Source organism: Alphaproteobacteria bacterium LSUCC0719, from assembly GCA_040839025.1.
Taxonomy (GTDB): Bacteria; Pseudomonadota; Alphaproteobacteria; order Puniceispirillales; family Puniceispirillaceae; genus UBA8309.
The window spans coordinates 478769-492034 of sequence record JBFPJN010000001.1; the positions used below are offsets into that span (position 1 = coordinate 478769).

11 protein-coding genes are annotated in these 13266 nt (G+C 58.3%); 4 read left to right on the top strand and 7 right to left on the bottom strand.

The annotated features are described in order from the left end of the window. Positions 1–95: 95 nt before the first annotated feature. The gene (locus AB3X55_02295) at positions 96–608 is read left to right on the top strand and encodes a hypothetical protein (GenBank protein MEX0502409.1); all 513 of its coding nucleotides are present in this window, start codon (positions 96–98) and stop codon (positions 606–608) included. Here the strand turns inward: AB3X55_02295 and AB3X55_02300 are convergent. The 3 genes from AB3X55_02300 to AB3X55_02310 all read right to left on the bottom strand — a co-directional run bounded on the left by AB3X55_02300 (position 583) and on the right by AB3X55_02310 (position 3402). Beyond that, positions 583–1521 (bottom strand): DMT family transporter, encoded by a 939-nt coding sequence (locus AB3X55_02300; GenBank protein ID MEX0502410.1) that lies wholly within the window; start codon positions 1519–1521, stop codon positions 583–585. The genes AB3X55_02295 and AB3X55_02300 overlap by 26 nt on opposite strands. Positions 1522–1539: 18 nt before the next feature. Next, a complete protein-coding gene (locus AB3X55_02305; protein MEX0502411.1) occupies positions 1540–2400 on the bottom strand; it encodes an alpha/beta fold hydrolase in 861 nt (286 codons plus the stop codon). Positions 2401–2487: 87 nt separating this feature from the next. Then, positions 2488–3402 (bottom strand): DMT family transporter, encoded by a 915-nt coding sequence (locus AB3X55_02310; protein ID MEX0502412.1) that lies wholly within the window; start codon positions 3400–3402, stop codon positions 2488–2490. 62 nt (positions 3403–3464) lie between these two features. Here AB3X55_02310 and AB3X55_02315 point away from each other — a divergent pair, with 62 nt between their 5' ends. Then, a complete protein-coding gene (locus AB3X55_02315; GenBank protein ID MEX0502413.1) occupies positions 3465–4244 on the top strand; it encodes a sulfite exporter TauE/SafE family protein in 780 nt (259 codons plus the stop codon). 12 nt (positions 4245–4256) lie between these two features. On the opposite strand, the gene AB3X55_02320 is transcribed toward AB3X55_02315, so the two are convergent. Both AB3X55_02320 and AB3X55_02325 read right to left on the bottom strand, forming a co-directional pair. After that, positions 4257–5624: a hypothetical protein gene (locus tag AB3X55_02320; protein ID MEX0502414.1), complete on the bottom strand. Its 1368-nt coding sequence runs from the start codon at positions 5622–5624 to the stop codon at positions 4257–4259. Continuing rightward, positions 5621–7243: a FecR domain-containing protein gene (locus AB3X55_02325; GenBank protein MEX0502415.1), complete on the bottom strand. Its 1623-nt coding sequence runs from the start codon at positions 7241–7243 to the stop codon at positions 5621–5623. Before AB3X55_02325 ends, AB3X55_02320 begins: the two co-directional genes overlap by 4 nt. Positions 7244–7556: 313 nt before the next feature. Between AB3X55_02325 and AB3X55_02330 the strand changes: the two genes are divergently transcribed. Both AB3X55_02330 and AB3X55_02335 read left to right on the top strand, forming a co-directional pair. Further along, on the top strand, positions 7557–9125 hold the full coding sequence (locus tag AB3X55_02330; protein ID MEX0502416.1) for a sulfatase: 1569 nt from the start codon (positions 7557–7559) through the stop codon (positions 9123–9125). Between the two features lie 96 nt (positions 9126–9221). Then, the gene (locus AB3X55_02335) at positions 9222–10367 is read left to right on the top strand and encodes a trypsin-like peptidase domain-containing protein (protein ID MEX0502417.1); all 1146 of its coding nucleotides are present in this window, start codon (positions 9222–9224) and stop codon (positions 10365–10367) included. Here AB3X55_02335 and AB3X55_02340 read toward each other — a convergent pair. Together AB3X55_02340 and AB3X55_02345 are read right to left on the bottom strand one after the other, a co-directional pair. After that, complete coding sequence (locus AB3X55_02340) at positions 10364–11542, bottom strand: S8 family serine peptidase (GenBank protein MEX0502418.1); 1179 nt, start codon at positions 11540–11542, stop codon at positions 10364–10366. The genes AB3X55_02335 and AB3X55_02340 overlap by 4 nt on opposite strands. After that, complete coding sequence (locus tag AB3X55_02345) at positions 11542–13164, bottom strand: thiamine pyrophosphate-dependent enzyme (protein ID MEX0502419.1); 1623 nt, start codon at positions 13162–13164, stop codon at positions 11542–11544. The genes AB3X55_02340 and AB3X55_02345 overlap by 1 nt, the downstream gene beginning before the upstream one ends. Between the last annotated feature and the right edge of the window lie 102 nt (positions 13165–13266).

Below are 13266 nucleotides of genomic sequence, written 5' to 3' on the forward strand. Positions count from 1 at the left end.
TGCCCGTCTTGGCTTGCTTGCACGCCGCGCGATCGGTCATATCTAAGCACATACAGGCGACGCAATGACGCTGCAAGGATATGGATGCTGCCGGGATGACGCAAGGACGCGAAATGGGTGATATCGATGTTGCCGGACTGGAGGCAGAGCGTGACGCGCTGTTCGCGGCGGCGCAGACCATTTTGATGGCAGCGCCCGGCGATGATGACATGCCCGAAATGGGTGTAACCCCACTGGTCTGGCATGATGGGGAGATGTTCATCTATCCAAGCCGTCTTTCGGCGCATGTCCGAGCTATGCTCAATGCCGGAACGGCGGCGTTTCTTGTGATCGAGGATGAAGGCCAGGCACAGAATATCTGGGCCAGAAAACGCATAAAGTTTGATGCGGAACTTTCTGAAATTGATCGAAAAACTGAGATTTTTGATGTTGTTTGTGATGCGTTTGCGTCACGCCATGGCCCCACCATGGGATTGATCCGTGATTTTACCGATTTTCATCTTTTGCGGCTTCGTCCGACGGGCGGTGTGATGGTTCTCGGCTTTGCTCAGGCCTACCGGCTTGCTGGTCCCGACCTTGCGGTCAAGGCGCATCTTCGCCAGAGCTAGAACGCTGTTCCGGTGCCGCCTCGCGGATGGCGTTGAGGAAATACATCATCAGCGTTGCAAGCACCAGCGCCGCACCTGCAATCATCGGCATGCTTGGTCGTTCGCCAGTGCCAAGCCATACCCAGAAGGGGGCCAGCACCATTTCCAGCAGCATGAACAGGCTGACAATGGTCGCGCTGGTATGGCGTGGTGCCAGTGTCAGCAGGCCCCATGAAACCGGCATCACGATCAGCCCCATAAGCCCGATGGCGATTGCATTGCCGGTGATGATCGCGCCTGCGGGTGCCATGGCAAATCCAACCAGCCCCGACAGGATGGACCCGATACCAGCGGCGGGAAGCACCGGTACATCTGGATGTCGGCGTGTGATCACGAAGACCACGGCAATACCAAGCGCGGCAAGGCAGCCAAGAAAGCCACCTAGCCATACATTGCCCTCAGGGGCCAGCAAGGCCCCGTCGCCATTCATGATCACCGTCAGCACGCCGATCATGCTCAGTGTAATGGCGATCCATGTACGAGGCGTCGTGCGTTCTGCCAGAATGAAATAGCCAAGCGCGGCGGCCATCAATGGCGCGGTGGCAAGGGCCGTGACAACGACGGTGATCGATGTTTCCATCGTCGCGAAATTGAATGCCATGGCGTTGACAAGGTTGGCCATGACAATCACCAGAGCCGGCACCGTGGCAAGCCCGCGATATTGGGTCATGACACGGCGTCCCTCGAACAAAACCCACAGTGCGCATAAACCGCCGCCGATCAGCACACCGCGCCAGAAGGTCAATCCCCATTCTTCCAGCCCGGACAGCCGGATCAACAGCGTATCCGGGGTGATAAGCAGCGCCCCGGCAAGCGCCATGATCAGCCCTGCAGTGGGGTTTGGCGTCCCTGAAATCAGGCTGTTTTGTGACATGCGGGTGCCGGTCTTTCGTCAGCTGAAGAAGGTCACGAGTGCCGCCAGCGTTTCATCCGGGGCTTCTTCCGGCAGATAATGGCCGCCGGGAACGCCGTGGCCGCTGACATCTTTGGCAACCTGTCGCCACTCGGCAAGCACGTCATAATTGGTCCCCACAAACCCGTCGATCCCCCATAACGCCAGCAACGGCATGGCGAGGGGAGTATCTGCATCGACGGCGTCATGGATCAGGTCGATGCCCGCCGCAGCGCGATAATCCTCACACATGGCGTGAATGGTTTCAGGGCGCTGGAAACATCGCAGATATTCGGCAAAGGCTTCATCTGTAATGGCGCCTTCGGTGCGCCCCCATTGTCCGCATTTGCTGCGCAGAAAAAATTCCGGGTCGGCACCGATCATGCGTTCCGGAAGGGGGGCTGGCTGGATCAGAAAGAACCAGTGGTAATAGGCGGTGGCAAAACGCATGTCGGTCTGGCTGTACATTGCCGCTGTTGGTGCGATGTCGAGGACGGCTATTCGGGTCACCCGGTCAGCATGATCACGGGCCATGCGGTGGGCTACACGCCCGCCACGGTCATGACCGGCAACCATGAAACGATCATGACCTAGATCGCCCATCAAACGGACCATATCGGCTGCCATGGCCCGTTTGGAATAGGGGCTGTGTTCGGCATCGCTGTCCGGGGTGGAACTGTCACCATAGCCACGCAGGTCGGCGGCGATCACGGTAAAATGGGCGGCCAGCGCCGGCGCGATTTTGTGCCACATCATGTTTGTCTGCGGGTACCCGTGTAACAGCAGCAATGGTGGACCGTCGCCAGCACGCCGAAACGCGATGCGGATATCGTCGATTGTTCGCGCCTCGGAACTGAACATCTCGTCATACCGCATCTGAGGCCGTTTCCTGCTGTTGGTAGGTGATATGGTGACCCTAGGTCAGTTGACCAGGCGTCGCAAGCGCCGTCAGCCATGCGCCTCGCGTGCCAGCGCCCGGTGTTCGAAATAGATCACGGCAAGGCCTGCCAGGATGGTGATCGTGATCCCCACCGCGGCAAGGCCGTTTGGAAGTTCGTTGAACATCACCCATCCGATGACCGTGGCAATCGGCAATTCGATATATTGCATCGGTGCCAGCGTCGCAGACGGCGCAAAGCGCACCGCATAGGTCATGCCGAGATGCGCCAGCGTGCCGAAAACGCCGACAAGGGCAAGCGTTTGCGCCTGCCCAGAGGTTGGCATAACAAGCTGCAGGTCGAAAATCTGCAGATGTCGTGTCAATGCCCAAGCCAGCATGAGGATCACCGCGCTGACGAGGCCGCTTGCAGATTGCAGGCATACTGGATCGTAATCCTTGGCAATCTGCCGGGTAAGAAGCACAAGCAACGCAAACAGGAACGCCACGATAAGCGGCAGCAACGCAGGAAGTCCAACCGCCGCAAAGCTTGGCTGGATAATCAACAGCGTACCCAGAAAGCCGACAGTACAGGCCCCCAGCCGCCTTATGCCGACCTGCTCGTCAAGAAAGAATCTTCCCATGACAAGCATGATGAAGGGAAAGACAAAGGCAATGGCCAGTGCATCGGCAAGCGGCAGATAGCGATAGGCGGTAAACATTACCGCCACCCCGGCAATGTGGACAACGCTTCGCGCGAGAATGATCCGCGCGACCTTTGACGTCATCTTCAGTGTTCTGCCACTGATCATGATCAGCGGCAATGGCAGCAACCATTGTGTCAGATACCGGGCCAGAAGAAGCACCAGAAGCGGGGTTGCCAGGGCGATGGATTTTGCCGCCGCATCGCCCATCGGCGCAAAGACGCAAAATCCCAGCATGAAGGCAATGCCGATGATGGGACGATCCAGGATCATGTCGCACATTGCGCCGGCGTCCGATCACGGTCAAGACACAGCTGTGGCCGATCATGGGCAACTGATACGACGTGACAGTTGCGATGGTCAGGCACCTCAACCGTGTCTATGCTGTTTCCATGCTGGTGGAAATTCTGTTTGTGTCTGTTGGGTGTTTCGTTGCAGCGCTTGTCAATGCAGCGGTCGCAACAGGCGGTGTCTATATCATGCTGGCGGCAAGTTCGGCCGTACTGCCTCTTGCTGCGGCAATCCCCATGCAGTCGGCTCTTGCCGCGCCGTCACTGATTGCCCGGATCCTCACCTTCTGGCGGCATATAAACTGGCCCATTTTCCTGATGTTCGCCCCTGCCGCGGCCCTTGGCGTGGTTGTCGGAGCGCAGATCTTCGTATCGCTGGATGAAGGGATGATTGCGTTGCTGCTTGGCGCGTTGCTACTGGCCCTGGTCTGGCTCGTGCCAAAGGGCGTGACGTTGAGCCTGCCACGACAGTTTCTGTATGTTGGCGGATTGCATGGATGTTTCGGCACGATTTTCGGGGTGGGGTTGTTCTTGCAACCGGCAATCCTGCGAACGGGCCTTGATCGCCAGCAGATTACCGGCACGCTGGCCATCTGTCTGCTTGGTCTCGAAATCATGAAGGCGACAGGATATGTCAGCTTTGGATTTGTCTATGCGGATTACTGGCTGCATATCGTCTGCGGCGCGGTTGCCGGCATTGCCGGCACGCTGATGGGAAGACGTCTGGGTGACAGAATTCCCGAACAGCGCTTCCGTATGGTGTTCCGCATCCTGGTGACACTGGCCGGCCTTCGTCTGCTTGCCAAGGGGGTGATGGACCTTGCGGTGGTGTGATCCGCAGGTCCATCAGTTGGCGAGCTGATAATTCACCGTCAGTGAGGCCTCTGACCGTTTGTAGTCATTTTGCCTGAGATTTGAATCGTTACGCGTTGTCGAGGCATTGAAACCGAGGCTGAACTTTTCCAGCTTCTGGCTGGCAGCACCTCCAGCGATCCTGATGCCGACGCTGCTGCGGGTGCGTTTGTCACGGCGGAATTTCTTGCTTGTTGGATCCCTGGCTTCATATTTGCTGTCGGATGCATCGACGCTTGCCCGCAGCTGGACATGTGGTGTCGCTGTGTACACCACACCAATGGTTCCGGATTGCTGGCGGTTCTGGTTTGCCAGCGCCTGTGCATAGGGAATGGTGTTCTGGCTGAAACGCGTTTCCATCGGATTGAAGGTGTCATAGCTTCCTTCGGCATATACCAGCAGCCGCGATAGAAGTGATCGCGACAGGCCCAACCTGTAGCCGCGTGAATGGCCATCATTCTGGTTTGCGGTGCTGAAGCTGGTTGACGGTATGCGGTTTACAACGCTGTATTCAGCCCCGACATAGCCCCGGATTTTGAACGGCAGCATAGAGCCGACAGTCAGGCTGACAAGCGAGATATTGCTGGAGGGGGCCGTCTTGCTGTGTGTTTCGGTCAACCGCAGGTCAGGTAGCAGGGTGATGCCACCAACCCGCATATTCCCACCGGCAAAGGCCGTTGTGGTGCTGTTTGACAGATAGTGGTATTTCCGCCCCCGTGCCTCGCTGTGCGAAATGCCGGCGGTCAGCGTGTCCCGATCCTGGTTTGGCAGTTCATAGGTGGTGGCCATGGTGATGCTGGCCGTTCCGGCCACCTCGCGCGTTGTTTTCGTGGCGCCGCCAAAGCTTTCATATTGGCGGGTTGCAGGGGACGCGGCGTCATTCAGCTTGAAATCCAGCAGGCCTGAAGAGGGATAGTTGTTGGCATTGTCGCTGCCCCGCACACCGAATGACAGCGAGGCTGTGCTGCGCCACCGGCTGGCGCGTCTGTCAATGGTGTCCTGAAGCTCCTTGATCCTTTGCTTCTGGTCATCTGGAAGCGGCAATCTGGCAAGCGCGTCAAGTTCGCCTCTGGCAAGCGTGTCATTGCCCAGTCCGACCAGAAGTTCAGCCCGCAGAATGCGAGCCGGGATGTCTGTAGGGCGCTGGATGATCAACCGCTCAACCGCCGAAAGGGCTGCCGGCACATCACCTTTTGCCAGCCGCTCGGCAACGAATTGCTGGTTCAGCCCGGCATTGTCAGGGTCGGACAGCAGATCGGCCCAGGTGACCTCGGCATGCGCGGCACGGATCATTGCAAAACATGCCAGAATGGTCGACAGGCCTGCCAGGCGAACGACAGGTGACAGTGATTTCGCGCTCATTGGGTGACCATCCCATGGACGGTGCCCGTTGCCAGTTCGGCAGGATCGTCTCCAGCGACGGGTCTTTCGATAGTCAGCTCGTGGCTGGCAATGTTGCCGACCTTTGATGCGGAGGCTTCATCATTTCCAAGTGTGAAGTTCGACAGGAAGGCGTCATTGCGGAAGATCAGGCTTCCCGGGATGCCGGATCCCTGGTCGGTTACAGTCATGCTGTTGCCGTTGACAGTCGTCCAGTTGACCTGGTTGATCGCTTCGTCATCCCCGATATGCGATGATGTCTCGCTTGAGCCAAAGGGTTGGAGTGAGAGCGAGCTGTCATATTCGGCGGCGACGTGAATGTAGCCGGGAATATCACTACCCTCGTTGGCTGTCTGGATCGATGTGCCAAGCGGGCCGTTTGGGCCATATTCGAAAGTGACGTCCATCGAGAACGCAACAGAGGTATCAACCGTCCCATCACCATCATAATCCAGCGCGGCGGTGCCGTCGGACAGCACCATCTGGACCGAGCCGGTGGCAAAGTCCCAGGTGTCGGCGATGTCATAGCTGCCGCCGCATCCTGAAGCTGAACTGTTGGAACAGGATATTGCCACATCGGTGGCGGTGTAGGTCGTGCTGCCTGTGAGACCGTAATTCAGCAGCTGACTGATCGTCGTATCGCCGCGATATTGTGCGCCGCCGCTGAACAGTGCTGTTGCGCCGCCACCAAGATTGACCCCAAGCGTGCCAAAATCATCCTCGTCAGGCTCGCCCTCGGTCACAACCGTCGACAGCGACGCAAATACGGCATCGAGGATGGCCTGGTCGTTTGTCACGGCTGTTCCGTCAGTTGCGGCGGCGATGCTTCTGCCAAGTTCCGCATTGCCGGCAATGGTATCCGGAATACCATCATCATCGGTATCGATGGCCGGAACAATATCCAGCGATTCAACGCCTATAGCCTCGGCGATTTCGATGGCGGCGTCCTCACCGGTGCTTTGCTCAATCTGCTGGATTGTTTCCGGTGTGGCTGCCTGAGGAGGGGCAGGAGCCCTGTCAGGGGCAATGCGTGTCGCAAAGTTGGCGCGTTTCAGCTCCACGCTGCCAAACGCATTGCTGGCGGTGACGGCGCCCAGGGCAGCGCCGCTTGCATTGGGGCCGGGGCCGACAAGAACAATCTGGCTGCCGCCCTGATCGTCAACAATCCCGGCAACCTGGGTGCCTCTGATGCTGAGGCTGGCCGAAGGAAGCCTTACCTTCATCGCCTCGGGGCTCGACTTGGCAAGTTTGCCGGAAACGAACCGAAACGCCCCCTTGGTGATCTTTGTTGCCATCGAACCGGTCTGGGATGCCGGGTCATAGATGAATTCGTCCATCGTCAGTCTGGCGCCGCTTCCCAATGTAAACACCGTTTCATCAAGAAGCATGATCTGCATTCTGCCGCCTTGGCCGACCTCGATCTGATCGCCAAGGAAAATGCGGGTACCGGACGACACAGGGCCTATGTCACCGCCACCATCCTTTGCCGCCACCCTGACGACGTCGCCTCGGAGCGCTGCGGCCACGCCAATGAAATCGGCGGCGATGGCACTTTCCGCTATCGCCACGGCCAGTGAGGCCAGCGCAAGGCATGATAACATAGGGCGACGAACACAGCGCCAAGTCCTGATGCGCCATGATATGGTTTTGACAAGCGGGGGGTATGGTCGTTCACTGCGAAATAAAGAATGGGGCATCGTATATCCCAGAAAAAAATCTATTAAAAAACGTCATAAAACTAAGTGATGGTCACATCATTAATATTAATTGTCACTAATATATTAATTACTAATTTTCTATTGATTGTGGATGCAGCTGCTTCGGTCCGGCAAGAACCGTACCGGCCAATGATGTTGCATTATCCACCCGGTCATGGCTGTATTTTTGTCCATGACGAGTTCACAGGGTGCCACGATGACTTCCCAAGAAAGACCGAATTTCCTGTTTATCATGACCGATCAGCACCGCTGGGACTGGCTTGGCTGTGCCGGGCACCCGGTGGTGAAGACCCCGCATATTGACGCTCTGGCCGCCAGGGGCACGCGCTTTGCGAATTTTCAGGTAACCTCGCCGGTCTGTATGCCCAACAGGGCGTCCTTCATGACCGGACGTTATCCGTCAACCCACGGTCTTCGCTATAATGGTTGCGTTCTGCCAACCGACAGCAACTGTTTTACCGATGTGCTGGTGGCGGCCGGGTACCGGACAGCCTCGATCGGCAAAAGCCATTTGCAACCCTTTACCGAAAAACCGCCCTTGCGAAGCGATGATGGCAAGACACGCCTGATCGAGGAAGCGCGGCGTCACCCCACAGCGATCCATAGCCATGAGCAGCCGTCGTCATATGCTGGTGATGATCGCTATGAATTCACCGGGTCCTATTATGGGTTCCAGCATGTCGACATGGTTACTGGTCATGGTGACCAGTGTAATGGGCATTATCAACAATGGTTCCGGTCCCATTGTCCGAACTGGCGGGATCTGCAGGATCCGGCCAGTGAACTGCCGCATAATTACAGCTGCCCGCAGGCATATCGAACGCCCATTCCCGAAGAATTCTATCCCACGCGCTATGTCGGCATTCAGGCTGCCGACTGGATCACCTCGCAGGCGGGTGCGGACGCACCGTTCTTTGCATATGTTTCCTTTCCCGACCCGCACCACCCGTTCAATCCACCCGGCAAATACTGGGACCTGTATCACCCGGACCAGTTTGATGTCAGCCTGCCTTTCGAAGCGCATCGCAACCCGACACCACCGATGACATGGATGACTGAACAGTGGCAGGCCGGTGAAAAGCCGCTCAGCCCGACGACAGCGTGCCGCGTTGACGAGCAGCATCTTCGCGAGGCGATGGCGTTGACGGCCGGTATGATCACGATGATTGATGATGAGGTCGGGCGGCTTGTCGAGACGCTCAAGGCCAATGGCCAGTACGACAACACGGTGATCTGTTTCAATGCCGACCATGGTGATTATCTTGGTGACTTCTCGTTTTTGCTGAAGGGGGCGATGCCCTTCAGGTCGATCACGCAGGTGCCGATGATCTGGTCCGACCCGGCAGACCGCACGGAACGTGTCACGAACGCCCTAGCGGCGACCATTGATATTTCGGCAACCATTCTTGATCGCGTCGGACTGACGCCCTATCACGGCATGCAGGGGGAAAGTTTCCTGCCCGTGATCAAGGGGGCGGATGTCCATCGCGATGTGGTGCTGACCGAATTCAACGATCTTGGCAAGCGGCTTGGGTTTGCCAGACCGGCGCGGGTACGAAGCCTGCGCAGCGCCAGATGGCGTTTCACACTGTATCAGGACGAACCCTGGGGTGAACTCTATGACCTTGAGGCCGACCCCCGGGAAACCGATAATCTGTGGGACAGTGCCGCGCATGCCGGCATCAGGGCTGAGATGACCCTTCAGCTTGCGCATCTGCTGACAGGCCAGATGGATGAAAGCCCGGTATCGCATCTTCTGGCCTGATCCTGCTGCAGAAGACGTTTTCATCCACCGGCCTGTCATCCGGGCGCGGCGGAATGGCACCTTGTGCGGCGTGAGTGTCGGCCGCAGACTACGCTCATGAACAGCCGTGTGATGTTTCCACCCTTGCTTTACAGTCTGTCGTTGCTGATTGCCCTCGGGGTTGCAGCTGTAACGGGCACCCTTTCGCCTGCCGTTGCAGCGGCGTGTGATGCGCCGGCAGCCGTGTGTGACTGGCAGGATCGCATTGTTGGGATAAAGACTCCCAATATGATTGCCAGTGGTACGGTTTTGCCTGGCGGGTACATTGTCACAAACCACCATGTAGCCGAGGATCACGCACAGGTCATCACGCGTGATGCAGGTGGCGTCATCACGCGGGCGACACCGCAACCACATGATGTGGACGTCGATCTTGTTCTGCTGCGGGTGCAGGGGGCAGAGGTGACGCCGCCCGTGCCCGAACAGGTTACGCTGTCGGCCGGTCGGCAACAGCTGTTTGTCGTGGCCTTTGACCAGGGCCGCAATGGCCCGCGTGTCTACCGGCCTGGTGACTGGGCACAATATCCAAAAGACGGTGCGTCTACTCGGGCCCGGATCCATACAAATGCAAACGCATTGCCAGGCAACAGCGGTGGGGCCGTTGTCGATGCCGAGGGAGCCCTTGTCGGGATACTGGCCTCTGGCGATGGCAAGATCAGCGAAGTCATTCCCGCTGTACATATATTTGCTACCGCCGATCGAATGTCGGCCAGCCACGCCGTGCCCTTTAGCAGGGTTGGCCGTGCCATCCGTGAATGCGCCGATGCGCTGTATGACAGCGCGTCGATCCAGCGTGATCCGCCGGCTGATCTTGTCAGTGTGATTGAAACGCGCTGTCTGGAGTCTGGAAACAAGCAATTGCTGGATCAGGCCGGACAGAGTTTCGGCAGGTGGTGGATGTTTGCACAATCGAGGTCGTTTCTTGAACGCAGTCTCGATCTCGACCCCGACAGTCCGAACAGCCTGATGTCACTTGCCGTGACGCTGCATCTTGACCGTGATCTTGCCGGCGAATTGCCATTGCTGAAGCGGTATCTGGCGATTGATCCGACCAATGCGCAGGCGCTTCGCATGGCGGTTCAGGTCGCCGGTGGTGTAGGTGATCGTGAGTTTGGTGAACAGGCGCTTGATCTGATGCGGCGTCACAACCCGGCCGCGGTGCCGCTTGCCGAATCCTTTCTCAAACAGGCATTTGGCGACTAGAACCCAAAATCGTCTGTCGGGTCGGGGATCCAGCCAAACCCAAGCCGGACCCCTGGCGCCGGGATGGCCCGTGACGCCAGAAAGCCGATAATGTCAGCTGTCACAGCATCCGGGTTGGCGGCAAGAAAACGTGCGGCCAGCGCGGCAACGCGAGGCACCGCATAGCTTGTTCCGCCGGTCTCGGCAAATGCGCCGCGATGGTCGATCACCTCGATCTGCTCGGCTGGCACCATCACGTCAACCGACACCGCTGCGCTGTTGGAACCGCGTCCCAGCCTGCCGAAATTATCCGAAGATGTGACAACGACCATATTCGTCAACGCCAACGCAGCCGGATAGACGGGCATCTGATCCAGATCGCGCCCATCATTGCCAGCCGAGACGACAAACAGCATCTGCGGATGCAACTGGGCCGCGCGTTCGAAACAATGCCAGTCAGACCGATCGTCGGATCCCATCGACAGGCTGACGATCCGCACCGACAGACTTGCCATATGATTGATCAGCTCCTCAAAGCGGCACATATCCGGTGCTGGAAAGCGGTATATGGCGATATCAGTGTCCGGGGCTTCCCGTGCCAGAACACTGAACACTGTTGTGCCGTGATGTCTTGGAAAATAGGGGTTCGCGCGTGGATCGGAATCATAGGGCCGGTCATCATCGTCCCAGAAATCATGGCCAAGCGGGCGTCCATCTGCGCCTGTCGCAAGATGCGGATGCAGCGCCGGCAGAAGATAATTGACCCCTGTATCGACAAGGGCCAGCACGGCGCTGCCGGTGCCTGCCGAAAGTCGGGGCAGGGGTGGGTTCTGCGGCTCGATGGCGACAGGTCGTTTGAAGTCCGGTGCCAGCACTTCAATTCTGTCGACGGATCCGTCCGGGGCTCGCACCAGCCGACGCGCCTCCAGAGGCTGGCAGGATGGCAGCACCCTGATCTGCATCAGCGGCCGCTCGGACATGTCCCTGATGTCGATGGTGGCAAGCCGCCAGGCTGGCCCCGGCGGACGCAGGTTGACCGTAACCTTTCCGGCCGCATCATCCACCCTGTATGAGCCGTCGGGTGCCGCCACGGCCGCGGCCACCCAGTCACAGACCATTTCGCTTGTCGGAGTGGCGAAGGCCGCGCCGGTATTGGTCAGGAAGAACAGCAGGGCAAGGGCCAACCGGGTTTTCATTATCGTACCTTTGGCATCAGGACGAAATCCCATGGTGACGGAAGCTCGCCGACTGGCACCTCGATGACGCTGGGCCCGTCATAGGCCATCGCAATTTCAAGGTTGCTGCGCAAATCCTCGGGCGTCGAGGCAATCAGTCCCTGCGCACCGAAAGACGTAGCCAGCGCCGCAAAATTCGGGCTGCTCAGATCCGATGCGATCAGACGGCTGTCATAATTGTCGATCTGCAGGCGTCTGACATTGCCAAAGGCATGATCATTGAAAATGACGACAGTCAGGGGAATCTGATGATGCACGGCTGTCGCAAGTTCAGTGATGGTGAACAACGCGCCGCCATCACCGCTGATCGCAACAACCGGAACGTCGCGCCTGGCGTGGGCAACCCCAAGCGCGGTGGCGATGCCATACCCCAATGTTCCCTGATAGCCTGTCGAAATGAAGGTTCGTGGTGCATAGCTTGGGAAGGCAAAGCGGGAGACATAGCCTGTCTGCGTCAATTCATCGACAAAGATACCCTCCGGTGGCAGCGCGTCGCGAATGGCACCAAGCCAGGCCAGTTGCGGGGCAAGACGCTGTGCATATTCGCCGGCGCGTCGGCTCTTCGCCTCGGCGATACGCTCAAGCCATGCCGCGTTGGGGGCTGTGTCTTTGTCAATGGCGTGCAGCAGCAGTGGCAACGCATCGGAAAGTGGCGCGTGGATTCCAACATCAACTGCGGCGCTGCGGCCAATCTGTGTGCTGTCTATATCGATGTGGATGACCTTCATTTTGTCATCCTGACCCCACGCCATGATCTGGCTTTGAAGACGTGTGCCAAGGCCGATCACCAGATCAACATCGGCCCACAGGCTATGGGCAACCGGCATGCCGATCGCCAGCGCCTCGTCACTTGGCACAATGCCGTGGCCGGTGCGAAAGGCGACCACGGGGGCGCCAATTCGTGTCGCGAACAGGCGCACCGTCTCGGCATCATCCTGAGCGCCGCCGCCAACGACAATCAGCGGTGAACGTGACGAGGCAATCAGGTGTGCCGCCTGTTCAATGGCGTCGGTGTCTGCCGAAGGCGGAACATCTGGGCCGACGTCCAGTGCGGTTCCTTCATCGGGTGCCGTCTGTCCCCACAGATTGACCGCGACCTCAAGCCCGACGGGGCGAGGGCGGCCCGATTTCAGGTCGCGCAACGCCGCCTTTATGGCTGCGACAGCATCCTGTGGGCCGGTAATGCGATGACTTGATTTTGTCAGCCGTTCAAGAATGCCGAACTGGTCGGGGATTTCATGAAGCAGCCCATGTCCCTTGCCCTGTGCGGCAAGCGGAATCTGGCCGACAAGCGCCAGGACAGGTGCATTGACCGCATAGGCGGTGGACAGGGCCGCCGTGGCATTCAGAAAACCCGGTCCCGGTACAACGCAGAAAGCCTGGGGACGGCCTGTGGCAAGTGCCGCGCCCGTCGCCATATAGGCCGCGCCCTGTTCATGCCGGGTCTGAATGGGTGTGATCCGGTCGGTGCGGTCGAACAGCGCGTCGAAGAAACCATCATTCTGGATCCCTGGAAGACAGTAAAGCTGGTCAATACCGTTGGCGATCAGCATTTCCGCGACAAGGTCAGCTATCTTCATCATCAAAATCCCAGTTTTCACCCAAGACAGAATATTGCATAGTCGTGACAACAAAACAGCACTGTCAATCACCGCATGAATCCAGTCTTATGGTCAGCATAACGC

Excerpts from the sequence above, each read along its gene's own strand:
- AB3X55_02310 (MEX0502412.1), bottom strand. The coding sequence starts at position 3,402 with ATGTGCGACATGATCCTGGATCGTCCCATCATCGGCATTGCCTTCATG.
- AB3X55_02330 (MEX0502416.1), top strand. The coding sequence starts at position 7,557 with ATGACTTCCCAAGAAAGACCGAATTTCCTGTTTATCATGACCGATCAG.
- AB3X55_02335 (MEX0502417.1), top strand. The coding sequence starts at position 9,222 with ATGAACAGCCGTGTGATGTTTCCACCCTTGCTTTACAGTCTGTCGTTG.
- AB3X55_02325 (MEX0502415.1), bottom strand. The coding sequence starts at position 7,243 with ATGTTATCATGCCTTGCGCTGGCCTCACTGGCCGTGGCGATAGCGGAA.
- AB3X55_02345 (MEX0502419.1), bottom strand. The coding sequence starts at position 13,164 with ATGATGAAGATAGCTGACCTTGTCGCGGAAATGCTGATCGCCAACGGT.
- AB3X55_02300 (MEX0502410.1), bottom strand. The coding sequence starts at position 1,521 with ATGTCACAAAACAGCCTGATTTCAGGGACGCCAAACCCCACTGCAGGG.
- AB3X55_02305 (MEX0502411.1), bottom strand. The coding sequence starts at position 2,400 with ATGTTCAGTTCCGAGGCGCGAACAATCGACGATATCCGCATCGCGTTT.
- AB3X55_02320 (MEX0502414.1), bottom strand. The coding sequence starts at position 5,624 with ATGAGCGCGAAATCACTGTCACCTGTCGTTCGCCTGGCAGGCCTGTCG.
- AB3X55_02340 (MEX0502418.1), bottom strand. The coding sequence starts at position 11,542 with ATGAAAACCCGGTTGGCCCTTGCCCTGCTGTTCTTCCTGACCAATACC.
- AB3X55_02295 (MEX0502409.1), top strand. The coding sequence starts at position 96 with ATGACGCAAGGACGCGAAATGGGTGATATCGATGTTGCCGGACTGGAG.